The sequence below is a fragment of the Pseudomonas sp. L13 genome, from assembly GCF_009935965.1.
Taxonomy (GTDB): domain Bacteria; phylum Pseudomonadota; class Gammaproteobacteria; order Pseudomonadales; family Pseudomonadaceae; genus Aquipseudomonas; species Aquipseudomonas lactis.
The window spans coordinates 58542-73316 of record NZ_QODJ01000005.1 but is presented as its reverse complement, the minus strand read 5'-3'; the positions used below and the strand labels follow the sequence as shown (position 1 = coordinate 73316).

Annotated in this window: 17 protein-coding genes; 10 read left to right on the top strand and 7 right to left on the bottom strand. The window is 61.2% G+C overall.

All coding sequences use genetic code 11. The features are described from left to right. Positions 1 to 38 precede the first annotated feature (38 nt). The 6 genes from hisB (at position 39) to DK871_RS05030 (ending at position 4050) form a co-directional block, all read left to right on the top strand. Entirely contained in the window at positions 39 to 635 is a 597-nt protein-coding gene (gene hisB, locus DK871_RS05055) for an imidazoleglycerol-phosphate dehydratase HisB (protein WP_003187781.1), read from the top strand. Continuing rightward, a complete protein-coding gene (gene hisH, locus DK871_RS05050; protein ID WP_161904205.1) occupies positions 635 to 1273 on the top strand; it encodes an imidazole glycerol phosphate synthase subunit HisH in 639 nt (212 codons plus the stop codon). Before hisB ends, hisH begins: the two co-directional genes overlap by 1 nt. Beyond that, positions 1274 to 1534, top strand: a complete 261-nt coding sequence (locus DK871_RS05045) for a DUF2164 domain-containing protein (RefSeq protein ID WP_161904204.1) — start codon at positions 1274 to 1276, stop codon at positions 1532 to 1534. Positions 1535 to 1624: 90 nt separating this feature from the next. Beyond that, the gene (hisA, locus tag DK871_RS05040; protein ID WP_161904203.1) at positions 1625 to 2374 is read left to right on the top strand and encodes a 1-(5-phosphoribosyl)-5-[(5-phosphoribosylamino)methylideneamino]imidazole-4-carboxamide isomerase; all 750 of its coding nucleotides are present in this window, start codon (positions 1625 to 1627) and stop codon (positions 2372 to 2374) included. An 83-nt stretch (positions 2375 to 2457) separates the two neighbouring features. Next, on the top strand, positions 2458 to 3228 hold the full coding sequence (gene hisF, locus DK871_RS05035; protein WP_003187786.1) for an imidazole glycerol phosphate synthase subunit HisF: 771 nt from the start codon (positions 2458 to 2460) through the stop codon (positions 3226 to 3228). A 66-nt stretch (positions 3229 to 3294) separates the two neighbouring features. Next, on the top strand, positions 3295 to 4050 hold the full coding sequence (locus tag DK871_RS05030; protein ID WP_161904202.1) for an ABC transporter substrate-binding protein: 756 nt from the start codon (positions 3295 to 3297) through the stop codon (positions 4048 to 4050). Positions 4051 to 4153: 103 nt separating this feature from the next. Here the strand turns inward: DK871_RS05030 and DK871_RS05025 are convergent, their stop codons facing one another. The 4 genes from DK871_RS05025 to gpmI form a co-directional block, all read right to left on the bottom strand. Next, entirely contained in the window at positions 4154 to 4927 is a 774-nt protein-coding gene (locus tag DK871_RS05025) for a divergent polysaccharide deacetylase family protein (protein WP_161904201.1), read from the bottom strand. 2 nt (positions 4928 to 4929) lie between these two features. Then, on the bottom strand, positions 4930 to 6243 hold the full coding sequence (locus DK871_RS05020) for a S41 family peptidase (RefSeq protein WP_003187790.1): 1314 nt from the start codon (positions 6241 to 6243) through the stop codon (positions 4930 to 4932). A 30-nt stretch (positions 6244 to 6273) separates the two neighbouring features. After that, positions 6274 to 7569: a murein hydrolase activator EnvC gene (locus tag DK871_RS05015; protein WP_003187792.1), complete on the bottom strand. Its 1296-nt coding sequence runs from the start codon at positions 7567 to 7569 to the stop codon at positions 6274 to 6276. A 249-nt stretch (positions 7570 to 7818) separates the two neighbouring features. Continuing rightward, complete coding sequence (gene gpmI / locus DK871_RS05010; RefSeq protein WP_161904200.1) at positions 7819 to 9345, bottom strand: 2,3-bisphosphoglycerate-independent phosphoglycerate mutase; 1527 nt, start codon at positions 9343 to 9345, stop codon at positions 7819 to 7821. A 151-nt stretch (positions 9346 to 9496) separates the two neighbouring features. On the opposite strand from gpmI, the gene DK871_RS05005 reads away from it, so the two are divergent. The 3 genes from DK871_RS05005 to secB are packed head-to-tail and all read left to right on the top strand — an operon-like array spanning position 9497 to position 10687. Next, positions 9497 to 9910 carry a rhodanese-like domain-containing protein gene (locus tag DK871_RS05005; protein ID WP_032894019.1) on the top strand — a complete coding sequence of 138 codons (414 nt, stop codon included), beginning with the start codon at positions 9497 to 9499 and terminating at the stop codon, positions 9908 to 9910. A gap of 1 nt (position 9911) precedes the next feature. Then, positions 9912 to 10166: a glutaredoxin 3 gene (gene grxC, locus DK871_RS05000; RefSeq protein ID WP_003171118.1), complete on the top strand. Its 255-nt coding sequence runs from the start codon at positions 9912 to 9914 to the stop codon at positions 10164 to 10166. Positions 10167 to 10207: 41 nt separating this feature from the next. Next, positions 10208 to 10687, top strand: a complete 480-nt coding sequence (gene secB, locus DK871_RS04995; RefSeq protein WP_032894017.1) for a protein-export chaperone SecB — start codon at positions 10208 to 10210, stop codon at positions 10685 to 10687. Positions 10688 to 10859: 172 nt separating this feature from the next. Here the strand turns inward: secB and DK871_RS04990 are convergent, their stop codons facing one another. Further along, positions 10860 to 11315 carry a tRNA (cytidine(34)-2'-O)-methyltransferase gene (locus DK871_RS04990; protein ID WP_161904199.1) on the bottom strand — a complete coding sequence of 152 codons (456 nt, stop codon included), beginning with the start codon at positions 11313 to 11315 and terminating at the stop codon, positions 10860 to 10862. Between DK871_RS04990 and DK871_RS04985 the strand changes: the two genes are divergently transcribed. Further along, positions 11314 to 11754, top strand: a complete 441-nt coding sequence (locus tag DK871_RS04985; RefSeq protein ID WP_161904198.1) for a hypothetical protein — start codon at positions 11314 to 11316, stop codon at positions 11752 to 11754. The genes DK871_RS04990 and DK871_RS04985 overlap by 2 nt on opposite strands. A 445-nt stretch (positions 11755 to 12199) precedes the next feature. Here DK871_RS04985 and ntrC read toward each other — a convergent pair whose 3' ends face one another. Continuing rightward, positions 12200 to 13636 carry a nitrogen regulation protein NR(I) gene (ntrC, locus tag DK871_RS04980; protein WP_003187806.1) on the bottom strand — a complete coding sequence of 479 codons (1437 nt, stop codon included), beginning with the start codon at positions 13634 to 13636 and terminating at the stop codon, positions 12200 to 12202. Beyond that, positions 13633 to 14718, bottom strand: coding sequence for a nitrogen regulation protein NR(II) (gene glnL / locus DK871_RS04975; RefSeq protein WP_014716523.1), 1086 nt, complete (start codon positions 14716 to 14718; stop codon positions 13633 to 13635). Before glnL ends, ntrC begins: the two co-directional genes overlap by 4 nt. Positions 14719 to 14775: the final 57 nt, after the last annotated feature.

The window sequence follows — 14775 nt, the reverse complement described above, 5'->3', positions numbered from 1 at the left end:
GGCTGCCTTTTTCGCCCAATGATTTTGCGGAGCTGGTGATGGCCGAACGTAAGGCATCTGTCGAGCGCGACACTCTGGAAACCCAGATCAAAGCCTCGATCAACCTGGATGGCACCGGAAAGGCCCGATTTGATATCGGTGTACCTTTTCTTGAGCACATGCTGGACCAGATCGCCCGTCACGGGCTGATCGACCTGGATATCGTCGGCAAGGGCGACCTGCACATCGACGACCACCACATGGTGGAAGACGTGGGCATCACCCTCGGCCAGGCGTTTGCCAAGGCCATTGGCGACAAAAAAGGCATTCGTCGCTACGGCCATGCCTATGTCCCGTTGGATGAAGCGCTGTCCCGTGTGGTCATCGACTTCTCCGGTCGCCCGGGCTTGCAGATGCACGTGCCTTACACCCGCGCGAATGTGGGCCGTGGCTTTGATGTGGATTTGTTCCAGGAATTCTTCCAGGGCTTTGTCAACCACGCACTGGTCAGCCTGCATATCGACAACCTGCGCGGCACCAACACTCACCACCAGATCGAAACCGTGTTCAAGGCTTTCGGCCGCGCATTGCGCATGGCTGTGGAAGTCGATGAGCGCATGGGCGGGCAAATGCCGTCGACCAAGGGCGTTCTGTAATGCAGACGGTCGCGGTTATCGATTACGGCATGGGTAACCTGCACTCGGTGGCCAAGGCCCTTGAGCATGTAGGCGCCGGCAAGGTGCTGATCACCAGCGATGCCAACGTGATTCGCGAAGCCGACCGCGTGGTGTTCCCCGGTGTAGGCGCGATTCGCGATTGCATGGCCGAGATTCGCCGCCTGGGCTTTGACAGCCTGGTGCGCGAAGTCAGCCAGGACCGCCCGTTTCTCGGCATCTGCGTGGGCATGCAAGCCTTGCTCGACAGCAGTGAAGAGAACGGCGGTGTCGACTGCATCGGCCTGTTTCCGGGCCAGGTGAAGTTCTTCGGCAAAGGCCTGCATGAGGACGGCGAGCACCTCAAAGTCCCGCACATGGGCTGGAACGAAGTGCGTCGCACCATCGACCACCCGCTGTGGCACGACATCCCGGACCTGGCGCGTTTCTACTTCGTGCACAGCTACTACATCGCCGCCGGTAACCCGCGCCAGGTGGTGGGTGGCGGGCATTACGGCGTCGATTTTGCCGCCGCACTGGCCGACGGTTCGCGCTTTGCCGTGCAGTTTCACCCGGAGAAGAGCCATACCCATGGCCTGCAATTGCTGCAGAACTTCGCCGCCTGGGATGGTCGTTGGTAAATGGCCAGGAAACCGAAGCCGCCGATCTTGAACCTCGCGCCCGAGCAGGAGCGTGAGGCTACCGACAAGATCAAGCGATTCATGGAGGACCGCTTCGAGCTCAAGCTGGGCTCGTTCGAGGTTGCCGAGATTCTTGAGCTGTTTACCACCGAAGTGGCGCCGCATTATTACAACAGGGCGATTTTCGACACGCAGACGCTCCTTAAAGAAAGGTTCGAAAGCATCGAAAGCGACTTGTGGTCGCTTGAAAAGAGCAGCTGAAAGCTTCAAGCCGTAAGCTGCAAGAATTGATACGCGTGCTTGCTTGCAGCTAATAGCTTGCAGCTTGCAGCTCTTTGACGAAGGAAAAGCATGCTAATTATCCCCGCTATCGATCTCAAGGACGGCGCTTGTGTCCGCCTGCGCCAAGGCCGCATGGAAGACTCCACCGTGTTCTCCGATGACCCGGTGAGCATGGCTGCCAAATGGGTAGAAGGGGGCTGCCGTCGTCTGCATCTGGTGGACCTGAACGGCGCCTTCGAAGGCCAGCCGGTCAACGGCGAGGTGGTTACTGCCATCGCCAAGCGCTACCCGACCCTGCCGATCCAGATCGGCGGCGGTATCCGTTCCCTGGAAACCATCGAGCACTACGTCAAAGCGGGCGTGAGCTACGTGATCATCGGCACCAAGGCCGTGAAAGACCCAGCCTTCGTCGCCGAAGCCTGCCGCGCTTTCCCGGGCAAAGTGATCGTAGGCCTGGATGCCAAAGATGGCTTCGTCGCTACCGACGGTTGGGCTGAGATCAGCACCGTGCAGGTGATTGACCTGGCCAAGCAGTTCGAAGCCGACGGCGTGTCTGCCATCGTTTATACCGACATTGCCAAAGACGGCATGATGCAGGGCTGCAACGTGCCCTTCACCGCAGCCCTGGCAGCGGCCACCAAGATTCCGGTGATCGCTTCCGGCGGCATTCACAACCTGGGTGACATCAAGTCGCTGCTGGACGCCAAGGCCCCCGGCATCATCGGCGCCATCACTGGCCGCGCGATTTATGAGGGCACGTTGGATGTGTCCGAGGCTCAGGCTTTGTGTGATGGCTACGCGGCCAGCTCCAAGTCGTAAGCCGCAAGCTGCAAGTAAAAGCAGATCTGCTTCAACTTGCAGCTTGTAGCTCAAAGCTTGCAACTCTTATCGGAGATAAGCCCATGGCTTTGGCCAAACGCATCATCCCTTGCCTGGACGTCGACAACGGTCGCGTGGTCAAGGGCGTCAAGTTCGAGAACATCCGTGATGCCGGCGACCCGGTGGAAATTGCCCGTCGCTACGATGAGCAAGGTGCCGACGAGATTACCTTTCTCGACATCACTGCCAGCGTCGATGGCCGCGACACCACGCTGCATACCGTCGAGCGTATGGCCAGCCAGGTGTTTATCCCGCTGACCGTGGGTGGTGGTGTGCGCACCGTGCAAGACATCCGCAACCTGCTCAATGCCGGTGCAGACAAGGTCTCGATCAACACCGCTGCCGTGTTCAATCCCGAGTTTGTCGGCGAAGCCGCGCAGCACTTCGGCTCGCAATGCATCGTGGTGGCTATCGACGCCAAGAAGGTGTCCGGCCCGGGCGAAACCCCGCGTTGGGAGATCTTCACCCACGGCGGGCGCAAGCCTACCGGGCTGGACGCGGTGGAGTGGGCGATGAAGATGGAAGGCCTGGGCGCCGGTGAAATCCTGCTGACCAGCATGGACCAGGACGGCATGAAAAACGGCTTCGACCTGGGCGTCACCCGCGCCATCAGCGATGCCCTGGGCATTCCGGTGATCGCATCGGGTGGCGTTGGCAACCTGCAACACCTGGCCGATGGTGTACTGGAAGGCCACGCCAGCGCAGTGCTGGCGGCGAGTATTTTCCACTTTGGCGAATACACCGTACCCGAGGCCAAGGCCTACATGGCGGCGCGCGGTATCGTCGTGCGCTAAACGCTGCTGGACACCATGGCAGGCTCGCGGCACTCTCTGCGCTTGCCATGGATTCCGGTAGCCTTCATGTTCAAACACCTGCTGCTCGCCCTCGCCAGTTCCTCCATGCTCATGGTGGCTACGGCACACGCCGAACAACCGTCTGACGCCTCCCTGGTGTTGCTGACGGAAAATTTCCCGCCCTACAACATGGCGAAAAACGGCAAGAACTTCGCCAAGGACGAGAACATCGAAGGCATCGCCGTAGACATCATGCGCGAAACCTTCAAGCGCGCCGGCATTTCCTACAACCTGACCCTGCGTTTCCCTTGGGAGCGAATCTACAAGCTCGCCCTGGAAAAGCCGGGTTACGGTGTGTTTGTAATGGCGCGTCTGCCAGACCGTGAAGCCTTGTTCAAATGGGTCGGCCCCATCGGCCCGGACGATTGGGTGCTATTGGCCAAGGCCGACAGCAACATCCAGCTGGAAAACCTTGAGCAGGCGCGCCGCTACAAGATCGGCGCCTACAAAGGCGACGCCATTGCCGAAAGCCTCGACAAGCAGGGGCTCAAGCCGATTGTTGCCTTGCGTGACCAGGACAATGCGCAAAAGCTCATGGACGGCCAGATCGACCTGTGGGCCACTGGCGATCCTGCTGGGCGCTACCTGGCGCGGCAGGTGGGGGTGAACGGGCTCAAGACGGTGTTGCGCTTCAACAGTGCGCAGCTTTACCTGGCGTTGAACAAGGACGTGCCGGATGAGGTGGTGGCCAGGCTCCAGGCCGCGCTGGACCAGTTGCGCGAAGAAGGCCGTATCGACCAGATCATGGCCAACTACCTGTAGGAGCGAGCTTGCTCGCGAAGGACGTCAACGATGACGCGGGTATCCAGGGGGTGCGCGGCGGTCTCAAGTTTTTCGCGAGCGAGCTCGCTCCTACAGGGGGGCGTCAGCGGTAAATGCCGTTCTTGCCATGCCCGGCCATCGCCCGGTTACTGCGCACGCTGATCATCAACTTGATATCGATCCACTCCACGCCCTGCGCCTTGAGCTTGGGCAATTCGCGCTCCAGCACCGCCAGCGTCTGTGGGTAAGGATGCCCTATCATCACCGCCGAACCCTGCTTGTGCGCCAGCTTTATCGCCGTTTGCAATTGCGTGGCAATCGCGGCCTCGGTGCGCTCGTCATCGAGAAATACATCCCGCGAGACATGGGCCAAACCGATCTTTTGCGCCTCGGCGGCGGCGACGGTTTGCGCGCTGGTGCGGCTGTCCACGAAAAACTTGTGGCGCCGCTGCAGCTCGGCCATCAACCACGCCATCGCCACCGGTTGTGCGGTCATGCGGCTGCCCATGTGGTTGTTGACACCCGCCGTGTACGGCACGGCATCGAACGCGGCGTCCAGGCGCTTGCCCAGTTCTTCGATGGGCAGCTCCGGGTGCCAGGCGAAGGGGCCGGTAGCCGGGTCCATGGGCATGTGCAGGATCACGATCTTGCCAGCCTTGTGGGCCTCACGGGCGAATTCGGCGGCGTGGGGCGTGTCCGGCATGATGGCGGCGGTCACCGGACCGGGTAGCGCAAGCACGCGACGATCCCGAGGCAGGTTTTGCCCCAGGTCGTCGATGATCAGTGTCAGGTAGGCTTTGTGCGGTTCGCCGGCAGGGGCCGCTTGAGCGACCGCTGCGAGGCTGCACAGTACAGCGAAGATCAGGGCAAGACGCATGATCAACGGCTGCGGGTGATGCTCAAGCCCTTGAGCAGGCTGAGTGCCTGGGCCAGTTGGTAGTCATCGTCCTGGGGCATCGGCTTGGCCTTGGCGCGGCTGCCGGTTGGCTGGTCGGCGCCGCCGTTGCCATTGCCCAGGTGACCTTGCAGGTCGGCCTCTTTGTAGTATTCGCCATCGATCTCGTTGGTGATCTTGGCGCGGCGTACTTCGATGTCCGGCACGATGCCCTGGGCCTGGATCGAGCGGCCGTTGGGCGTGTAATACAGCGCCGTGGTGATCTTCAGCGCACGCTCGTTGTTTAGCGGCAATACGGTCTGCACCGAGCCTTTGCCGAAGCTGGTGGTGCCCATCAGCACGCCGCGCTTGAGGTCTTGCAGGGCGCCGGCGACGATTTCCGAGGCCGAGGCGCTGCCGCCGTTGATCAAGACCGCCAGTGGCACGTTCTCGCTGAGGTCGTTGCCGGTGGCCGAGAAGCGCAGCTCGGAGTTGGCGATACGGCCCTTGGTGTAGACGATCAGGCCCTTGGTGACGAAGTGGTCGACCACCTCGACCGCCGACTGCAACACGCCGCCTGGGTTGTTGCGCAGGTCAAGCACGATGCCGTTGAGCTTCTTGCCGTTGTCTTTGCGCAGCTTGGCCAGGGCCTTGGCCACTTCGTCGCCGGTCTTGACCTGGAACTGAGTGATACGGATATAACCGTAGCCCGACTCCAGCAGCTGGCTTTTCACACTTTTGACCGTGATGGTCGCGCGCGCCAGGGTCACGTCAAACGGGTTGCCGCCGTCGCGTACCAGGGTCAGGGTGATCTTCTGGCCGAGCTTGCCGCGCATTTTGTCGACGGCTTCTGTCATGGTCTGGCCGCGGGTCGGCTGGCCGTTGATCTTCACGATCAGGTCGCCGGCCTGGATACCCGCTTTGGACGCCGGGGTATCGTCGATAGGCGAGACCACTTTGATCTGGCCATCTTCGGAGCCCACTTCGATGCCCAGGCCACCGAACTCACCGCTGGTGCTTTCCTGCAGCTCGGCGAAATCTTCCGGGCCCAGGTAGGCGGAGTGCGGGTCGAGGTTGCTGAGCATGCCCTTGATGGCATTTTCCAGCAGGGCCTTGTCGTCTACGGGTTCGACATAAGCTGCCTTGATCCGGTCCATGACCTCGGCAAAGGTGCGCAGCTCGTCCAGCGGCAATGGCGCCTTGGTCGTCGCAGCCGTGGCGGGTGCAGCCGGTGCGGCCTGGTCGGCAAAAGCCAGAGGCGCGCCGATCACCAGGGCGATCGTCAGGGCCAGCGAAGTGAGGCGGGACAAATGCAGCATGTCGAACGAACTCCTAATGTAGATGCGACCCTATCCTTGGGACCGGCACCATTGTGCAGGGTCGCTCGGGCGGCCCTGCTGACGAATAGCGAAGTACAGCGCCGGGGTGTCCTGGCCACCACTGTTACCGACAGTGGAGATGGATTCACCGGCTTTTACAACATCACCTGCCGACTTGAGTAATGTCTGATTGTGGCCGTAAAGGCTCAAATAGCCATTACCGTGGTCAAGAATCACCAGCAAGCCGGCGCCCCGCAACCAATCGGCAAACACCACGCGCCCACCGTGCACGGCGTGGACCTGGCTGCCGGCAGAGGCGCTGATCATCACGCCATCCCACTTGGCACGGGTGTCATCGCCACGGGTTTCCCCAAAGCGTGCCAGTAATCGACCATCAACCGGCCATGGAAGTTTGCCCCGCGCTGAAGCAAAAGGGCCGCCGAACGACTCGCCGCTGCTGGAAACCAGCGGGCCAGGGGCTGCACGCGCCGGTTTGCGCGGGGCCGGAGCGTCGGTGGTGGCAGCCAGTTCGGCCTCACGCTGACGCTTTTTTTCGGCTTCCTGCTGGGCGATCAGCGCTTTTTGCCGCGCTTCTTCGGCCTCGCGTGCCTGGCGGGCCAGGGTTTCTTCGATGGTCTTGAGCACTTTGGCCAGGTCGGCCTGGTCTTGCTCACGGGCCTGCAACTTGGCGTCGCGGGCTTTTACATCGCTGTTGAGCTTGGCCAGGGCCTGCTGGCGTTCCTTGCGTACTTTATCGAGCTGGTCGCGCTGGGTGTCGAGGGCGGTTTTCTGGTCGAGCAACTGGGATTGCTGGTCGGCGATTTCCTGTTCGACATTGGCCAATTGGCGCAGGGTTTCGTTGAACCCCTTCAATTGCGCCAGGCGGGCCTGGCTCAGGTAATCGTAATAGGTGAGGGTACGGGCGAATTTTTCCGGGTTCTGCTGGTTGAGCAGCAGCTTGAGGTATTCCTGGCGGCCGCTCTGGTACGCGGCACGGGCCTGGATCGCGATCAAGCGTTGCTGTTCAACGCGTGCGCTCTGGAGTTTTTTTTTCTCAGCGTCGAGTCGCTCCAGTTCCGACTCGCTCTTCTTTAGTTCTTTTTGCAGCTCCTGGACCTGCTTCTCCAGCTTGCCCATTTCGGTTTCCGTGCCGCGCAGGTCTTTCTGCACCCCGGATTTTTCTTCCTGGAGCTTGCCGAGCAGCTTTTTCAGCTCGGTAATGTCCTGACGCGTAGCGTCCAACTGTTGTTGGGTTTGTGCACGCTCATCGGCAAACGCCGGTTGGAGCAGGCAGACAAGAGCAAGGGTTATCAAGGCGCGAAGCATAGAGGCGGGCGACACCAGGGGAAAAGGACGGCCTAGTATGCCCGCCAAGCGCTGCAAAAAAAACGCCCAATTGGGGCTGGTGGGCAAGATAGGTGCCGAGTGGCAGGGGTATGTCAAAAAGACATCCCCCAAAACGCCACGAACCCATGTAGGAGCGAGCTTGCTCGCGAAAAACGTCAACGATAACGCGTGTGCCCTGATTAAGCGCGGCGCCTGTGAGTTTTTCGCGAGCAAGCTCGCTCCTACGGATCAGACCAGGATCGAGGTCCCGGTCATCTCCTTCGGCTGCTCCAGCCCCATCAGTTTCAGCATGGTCGGCGCCACATCCGCCAGCACGCCACCTTCACGCACTTTCAGGTCACGTTTGCCGACATAGATGAACGGTACCGGCTCGGTGGTGTGGGCTGTGTGAGCCTGGCCGGTGGATTCGTCAGACATCTGCTCGCAGTTGCCGTGGTCGGCGGTGATCAGCGCTTCGCCGCCGACTTTTTCCAGCGCGTCGACTATGCGGCCAACGCACAGGTCCAGGCATTCAACCGCCTTGACCGCCGCTTCCAGGTTGCCGCTATGGCCAACCATGTCGCCGTTGGCGTAGTTGACCACGATTACGTCATAGCGCTGGTTTTCAATGGCGTCGACGATCTTGTCGGTGACTTCCGGCGCGCTCATTTCCGGCTGCAGGTCGTAGGTCGCGACTTTTGGCGACGGGATCAGGATGCGCTCTTCGCCAGGGAACGGCTCTTCGCGGCCACCGGAGAAGAAGAACGTCACGTGAGCGTATTTCTCGGTCTCGGCGATGCGCAGCTGGGTCTTGCCGTTTTTGGCCAGGTAGTCGCCCAGCACGTTCTCCAGGCTGCCCGGCGCGAACGCCGACGGGGCCGGGATGTTGGCGGCGTATTGGGTGAGCATGACGAACTCGACCTTCGGCTGGCGCGCGCGTTCGAAGTCCTTGAAACCGTCATCGACGAACACATGGCTCAGCTCACGGGCACGGTCGGCGCGGAAGTTCATGAACACCACGGCGTCGCCGTCTTCGACCTTCACCGGCTCGCCGATGGTGGTGGCTTTGACGAACTCATCGCTCTCGCCACGGGCGTAGGCCGCTTCCAGACCTTCCTGGGCGGTGGCCGCGTTGAATTCGGCCTGGCCGTCGACGATCAGGTTGTAGGCCTGGGAGACACGGTCCCAACGGTTGTCGCGGTCCATGGCGAAGTAGCGGCCCACCAGGCTGGCGATACGGCCCTTGCCCAGAGCGGCGAAGGTGGCGTCCAGCAGTTCGATGGAGGATTGTGCGCTTTTGGGCGGCGTGTCGCGGCCGTCGAGGAAAGCGTGCAGGTAGATTTTGTCAGCACCGCGCTTGAACGCCAGTTCGGCCATGGCGACCAAGTGATCCTGATGGCTGTGTACGCCGCCGTCCGACAACAGGCCCATGAAGTGCACGGCCTTGCCGGCGGCAACGGCTTTATCAACCGCCGCGCAGATGGTCGGGTTCTCGAAGAACTCGCCATCGCGGATGGCTTTGGTGACACGGGTGAAGTCCTGGTACACCACTCGTCCGGCGCCGAGGTTCATGTGGCCGACTTCCGAGTTGCCCATCTGGCCGTCCGGCAGGCCCACGTCCATGCCGGAACCTGAGATCAGACCGTTTGGCACGGTAGCGGTCAGACGGTCCAGTACCGGCTTGTTGGCCGAGTAAACCGCGTTGTCGTGGTGGCTTTCACTGTGTCCGAAGCCATCGAGAATTATCAGGACCAAAGGTTTAGGCGTGGTAGTCATAGATCCTCTCGCGGCGCTAATAAAGGAAGACAATTGAAAAGGGAGTGGCAGTTTAAAGCTAAGTTCCAACCACGTCACCGCTTTACGGGGGTTGGCCCCCCCTGGCGGCTGTGTATACTTACCGCCATTTTAACGCCCTGGAACCTCCTTGATGGTTGATCACCTGATTGCATTTGCCACTGCCCACTACCTGCTTGTGGGCGCCTTCGTCATCCTGCTGGCGCTGCTGATCGCTCATGAACTGAGCCGCGGTGGTCGCAGCCTGAGCACGTCGGAGCTGACCGCGCTGGTCAACAAGGATGAGGCCGTCGTCGTCGATATTCGCCCGGCCAAGGATTATGCCGCCGGCCATATCGTGGGCGCCCTGAACATTCCCCAGGACAAGCTGATGGCGCGCCTGGGCGAACTGGAAAAGCACAAGGCCAAGACCATCATCCTGGTCGATGCCCAGGGCCAGCACTCCGGCACCCACGCCCGCGAGATGCTCAAGACCGGCTTCACCGCCGCCAAGCTGTCCGGTGGTATCAGCAGCTGGCGTGGCGATAACCTGCCGTTGGTGAAGTGATATGAGCCAGGTTGTCGTGTATTCCAGCGATTGGTGCCCTTACTGCATGCGGGCCAAGGCCTTGCTTGAGAAAAAGGGTGTTGCCTTCGAAGAGATCAAGGTCGATGGCAAGCCCCAGGTGCGCGCCGAAATGGCCCAGAAGGCTGGCCGCACGTCGGTCCCGCAGATCTGGATCGGCACCCGGCACATCGGTGGCTGCGACGACCTGTTTGCCCTGGAACGCGCCGGTAAACTTGATGCGCTGCTGTCCGCCTGACGCCTAAACCCTTAAGAACCCAAGATAAAGAAGGATCTGCGATGACTGATCAACAGAACACCGAAGCAGCAGAAGCTCAAGGCCCACAGTTCTCGCTGCAGCGGATCTACGTGCGTGACCTGTCGTTCGAAGCGCCAAAAAGCCCGGCCATCTTCCGTCAGGAATGGACCCCAAGCGTTGCGCTGGACCTGAACACCCGTCAGAAATCCCTGGAAGGTGACTTCCACGAAGTGGTGCTGACCCTGTCGGTCACCGTCAAGAATGGTGAAGAAGTTGCTTTCATCGCTGAAGTGCAACAGGCCGGTATCTTCCTGATCCAGGGCCTGGACGAAGCGTCCATGAGCCACACCCTGGGCGCGTTCTGCCCGAACATCCTGTTCCCGTACGCCCGTGAGACCCTGGACAGCCTGGTCACCCGTGGCTCGTTCCCGGCACTGATGCTGGCGCCGGTGAACTTCGATGCCCTGTACGCCCAAGAGCTGCAGCGCATGCAACAGGAAGGCGCGCCAACCGTTCAGTAAGCCTTCGATGTATAAAAAAGCGCCATCACAGGCGCTTTTTTTATGTACTGCTAACGCCTGTAGGAGCGAGCTTGCTCGCGAAGAGCGTCAACGATGACGCAGCTCTATCAGGTAGCCCACATCGCCTGTTGGTTTTTCGCGAGCAAGCTCGCTCCTACAGGGAGAAGGGGTGTTATTTAAAGCCGAGTTGGCGCCAGCCTTCGTAAACAGCGACGGCCACGGTGTTGGACAGGTTCAGGCTGCGGCAGCCTTCACGCATCGGCAAGCGCAGGCGGTGGCCATCGGGCAATGCGTCAAGCACCTCGGCCGGCAGGCCGCGGCTCTCGGGGCCGAACAGGAACGCGTCGCCCTCGGCAAAGCTGGCATCATGAAACGGCCGCGAGCCCTTTGTGGTGAATGCGAACAGCCGTGGGTGGCTCAGGCTCTCCAGGCAACTGGCGAGGTCGGCATGGCGCTTGAGGGTGGCGTACTCGTGGTAGTCCAACCCGGCACGGCGCAGGCGCTTGTCGTCCATGTCAAAGCCTAAAGGCTCGATCAAATGCAGGTGGCAGCCACTGTTGGCGCACAGCCTGATAACGTTGCCGGTATTCGGCGGAATTTCTGGTTGAAAAAGGATGACGTGAAACATGCACGGCTCCGAAGGCAAAGATGCGCTGCATTCTACCCCCGAAGACGACCCGAGACCGAAGCTATTGCCAAGGGTGTTGGGCTCATTGGCGATTGTCGGCTTGATGATTGGCTTGATGATCGGCCGCTTGACCACCCCCGAACCGCTTGAGCTGCAACAGGTAGAACCTGCGGCGCAGGGTTTGGTGGTGTGGTTCAACCACGAACCCAAGCTGCACGGCGAGCATATCGACGGCACCGTGGCGCTGCTGTTTGACGCTCAGGGCAAGGCTGCCAGCGGGCAGCTCAAGGTCAATGACAAGGACGTGAATTGGCGCATACGCAAGACCGATGCTGGCTTGCTGCTGAACCTGGTAGCGGCCCGGCCGTTGCGTGGGGAGTGGCGCGGTGCAGAGGTCGATGGCCGCTGGCGGCTGGAGATCCATCTCCAAGAGCAATAAAAGAGGGAGTTCCCGGCCTGCCTGTACCAGGGCTCCCAAAACGGGGTGAAGCCTGAGGCTTCGGTGTTAAAGAGGGGATTCTCGGCCTGCCTGTACCAAGGTCCCCGAAACTGGGTAGTACTGGGGTTGTTGCAGGGGGCGTGCCAAAACTTGCAATTGCTGCTTGAAAAAAATGCCAAAAAGCGCAAAGCCCCGGAATACGGGGCTTTGGTTGTTTCTACGGTTGTGAACTTCGTAGCGAAAGCGCTCTGTGAGGTTTCGGGTCTGTGCTCAATGCCGGTTCATAGTGCATTGAAGCGGTGCACAGTCTGCAGGCATTGCACAAAACACATGTGGGAGCTGGCTTGCCTGCGATGACGGTGTGTCAGCCCTATATCGGGTGGCTGACACACCGTCATCGCGGGCAAGCCCGGCTCCCGCAGTAGGTTTTCAGTGGCTTTGAGATTCAGGCCTCATCACCCTCATCATCATCCCCACCATCCACCTTCATTCCCAGTTCCTTGATCTTGCGCGTCAGGGTATTACGCCCCCAGCCCAGCAGCACGGCGGCATCGCGACGACGGCCGGCAGTGTGCTTCAACGCAGTCTCGATCATGATCCGCTCGAACGCCGGCACGGCGCTGTCCAGCAGGTTCGACTGGCCGCGTGCCAGGGCCTGGTCGGCCCATTGGCGCAGCGCCTGTTCCCAGTTGGTCACGGGTGCCGAGTCCTGCGGCAGGCTCAGCAGCTCCGGCGGCAGATCGCTGATGTGCACTTCGCGCCCGGACGCCATTACGGTGATCCAGCGGCAGGTGTTCTCCAGCTGGCGCACATTGCCGGGCCACGGCAGGTTCTTGAGGTATTCCTCGGTCTCGCTTTTGAGCAGCTTGGGCTCCACGGCCAGCTCCAGGGCGGCGCGGCTGAGGAAGTGGCGGGCGAGGGTGGGGATGTCTTCGCGACGGTCCGACATGCGCGGGATGTGGATGCGGATCACGTTGAGGCGGTGGAACAAGTCCTCACGGAATTTACCCGCATGCACCAGTGTTTCCAGGTTCTGGTGGGTGGCCGCGATGATGCGCACATCGACCTTGACCGGTGTATGCCCGCCCACACGGTAGAACTCGCCGTCAGCCAGCACGCGCAGCAAGCGAGTCTGGGTATCGGCCGGCATGTCGCCGATCTCATCGAGGAACAGCGTGCCGCCGTCCGCCTGTTCAAAGCGTCCGCGACGCAGGTTGGCTGCCCCGGTGAACGCGCCTTTTTCATGGCCGAACAGCTCGGACTCCATCAAATCCTTGGGAATCGCCGCCATGTTCAGCGCGATGAACGGCGAGGCCGCCCGTGGGCTGTGGCGGTGCAGGGCATGGGCCACCAGCTCTTTACCGGTCCCGGATTCGCCGTTGATCAGCACGGTGATGTTGGAGTGGCTCAAGCGCCCGATGGCGCGAAACACTTCTTGCATCGCCGGCGCTTCCCCGATGATTTCCGGGGTGCGGGTCAGGGTCGGCGGGGCTTCCTGGTTCTGTTGTTCCTGGGCGTGCTGGTTGGCGCGCTTGACCAGTGCCACCGCCTCATCCACGTCGAATGGCTTGGGCAGGTATTCAAAGGCGCCGCCCTGATAAGACGCGACAGCGCTGTCCAGGTCCGAGTGGGCGGTCATGATGATCACCGGCAAGCGCGGGTGCTGCTCGCGGATGCGCGCCAGCAAGTCCAGGCCACTGGCCCCAGGCATGCGGATGTCGGAAATGATCACGTCCGGCTGCTGGCGTGCCAGGCGGCTCATCACCCCATCGGCGCTGTCGAAGCTCTGGGTGGTCATGCCTTCTTGTTGCAAGGCTTTTTCGAGGACCCAGCGGATAGAACGGTCGTCGTCGACGATCCAGACAGTTTCACTACGGCTCATGTCGTGGGGGCTCCTTGTTCCAATGGCAGGAAGATCGAGAACGTGGTGTGGCCAGGGTGGCTCTCACATTCGATCAGGCCCTGATGCTGGCTGATGATGTTCTGGGTAATGGCCAGGCCCAGCCCGGTACCGTCCGGGCGGCCGCTGACCATGGGAAAGAAGATGGTTTCCTGCAGCTCCGCAGGAATGCCCGGGCCGTTGTCGATGATCTCGACCTTGGTCACCAGGCGATGGCGCACATGGCCGATGGTGAACTGGCGCAGGGCGCGGGTACGCAGGCTGATGCGGCCCAGGCGCAGCTCGTTCTGGCTGCTGATGGCCTGCATGGCGTTGCGCACGATGTTGAGCACCGCCTGGATCATCTGCTCGCGGTCGATCAACACATCGGGAATGCTTGGGTCGTAGTCGCGCACCAGGGTGATGCAGCCTTGGCTTTCGGCCTCGACCAGCTGGCAGACGCGCTCCAGCACCTCATGCACGTTGGTCATCGCCAGGGACGGCAGCTTGTTGGAGCCGAGCATGCGGTCCACCAGGTTACGCAGGCGGTCGGCTTCTTCGATGATGACGTTGGTGTAATCCTTGAGGTGCTCGTCCGGCAGCTCGCGGGACAACAGCTGTGCCGCGCCGCGAATACCGCCCAGCGGGTTCTTGATCTCATGGGCGAGGCCGCGCACCAGCATCTTGCTGGTTTCCTGCTTGGACAGCTGCGCTTCCTCCTTGGTGATGCGCAGCAGGCGGTCGCGGGGGTGGACTTCGAGTAGTAGCAGGGTCGCCCCGTTGCTCAGGATCGGGGTCACGGCGTAATCGACGGTCAGCGTCTGCCCGGTGAGCGCGGTGAGCATCGCTTCGCGCTTGGTGAACGGGTGTGCCTGCTCCACGGCCTGGCGCAACGAACTCAAGGCTTCGGCCGACTCGGTGAACAATTCGCTGATGAACTGCCCATGGCTGCGCTGGCCGCTGATGGCCAGGAGCATCTCCGCCGCCGGGTTCATGTACTCAAGGCGCAGGTCGGCATTGAGCAGGATGGTCGCGGTGGTCAGGTTGTCGAGTAACAAACGGTGCAGTGCATCGCTGATGGTCATCGGGACCTCTTTTGGAGCAAGGCGCGGGCTTGAGGCACACGCTGATACAAGGAAAAT

Bases quoted from the DNA above. Each gene is read 5' to 3' on its own strand.
- grxC (WP_003171118.1), top strand. From the start codon at position 9,912: ATGAGCCAGGTTGTCGTGTATTCCAGCGATTGGTGCCCTTACTGCATG.
- ntrC (WP_003187806.1), bottom strand. From the start codon at position 13,636: ATGAGCCGTAGTGAAACTGTCTGGATCGTCGACGACGACCGTTCTATC.
- DK871_RS05015 (WP_003187792.1), bottom strand. From the start codon at position 7,569: ATGCTTCGCGCCTTGATAACCCTTGCTCTTGTCTGCCTGCTCCAACCG.
- DK871_RS05030 (WP_161904202.1), top strand. From the start codon at position 3,295: ATGTTCAAACACCTGCTGCTCGCCCTCGCCAGTTCCTCCATGCTCATG.
- DK871_RS05005 (WP_032894019.1), top strand. From the start codon at position 9,497: ATGGTTGATCACCTGATTGCATTTGCCACTGCCCACTACCTGCTTGTG.
- DK871_RS05025 (WP_161904201.1), bottom strand. From the start codon at position 4,927: ATGCGTCTTGCCCTGATCTTCGCTGTACTGTGCAGCCTCGCAGCGGTC.
- hisA (WP_161904203.1), top strand. From the start codon at position 1,625: ATGCTAATTATCCCCGCTATCGATCTCAAGGACGGCGCTTGTGTCCGC.
- hisH (WP_161904205.1), top strand. From the start codon at position 635: ATGCAGACGGTCGCGGTTATCGATTACGGCATGGGTAACCTGCACTCG.
- secB (WP_032894017.1), top strand. From the start codon at position 10,208: ATGACTGATCAACAGAACACCGAAGCAGCAGAAGCTCAAGGCCCACAG.
- DK871_RS04990 (WP_161904199.1), bottom strand. From the start codon at position 11,315: ATGTTTCACGTCATCCTTTTTCAACCAGAAATTCCGCCGAATACCGGC.
- DK871_RS05020 (WP_003187790.1), bottom strand. From the start codon at position 6,243: ATGCTGCATTTGTCCCGCCTCACTTCGCTGGCCCTGACGATCGCCCTG.
- hisB (WP_003187781.1), top strand. From the start codon at position 39: ATGGCCGAACGTAAGGCATCTGTCGAGCGCGACACTCTGGAAACCCAG.
- glnL (WP_014716523.1), bottom strand. From the start codon at position 14,718: ATGACCATCAGCGATGCACTGCACCGTTTGTTACTCGACAACCTGACC.
- DK871_RS05045 (WP_161904204.1), top strand. From the start codon at position 1,274: ATGGCCAGGAAACCGAAGCCGCCGATCTTGAACCTCGCGCCCGAGCAG.
- gpmI (WP_161904200.1), bottom strand. From the start codon at position 9,345: ATGACTACCACGCCTAAACCTTTGGTCCTGATAATTCTCGATGGCTTC.
- DK871_RS04985 (WP_161904198.1), top strand. From the start codon at position 11,314: ATGCACGGCTCCGAAGGCAAAGATGCGCTGCATTCTACCCCCGAAGAC.
- hisF (WP_003187786.1), top strand. From the start codon at position 2,458: ATGGCTTTGGCCAAACGCATCATCCCTTGCCTGGACGTCGACAACGGT.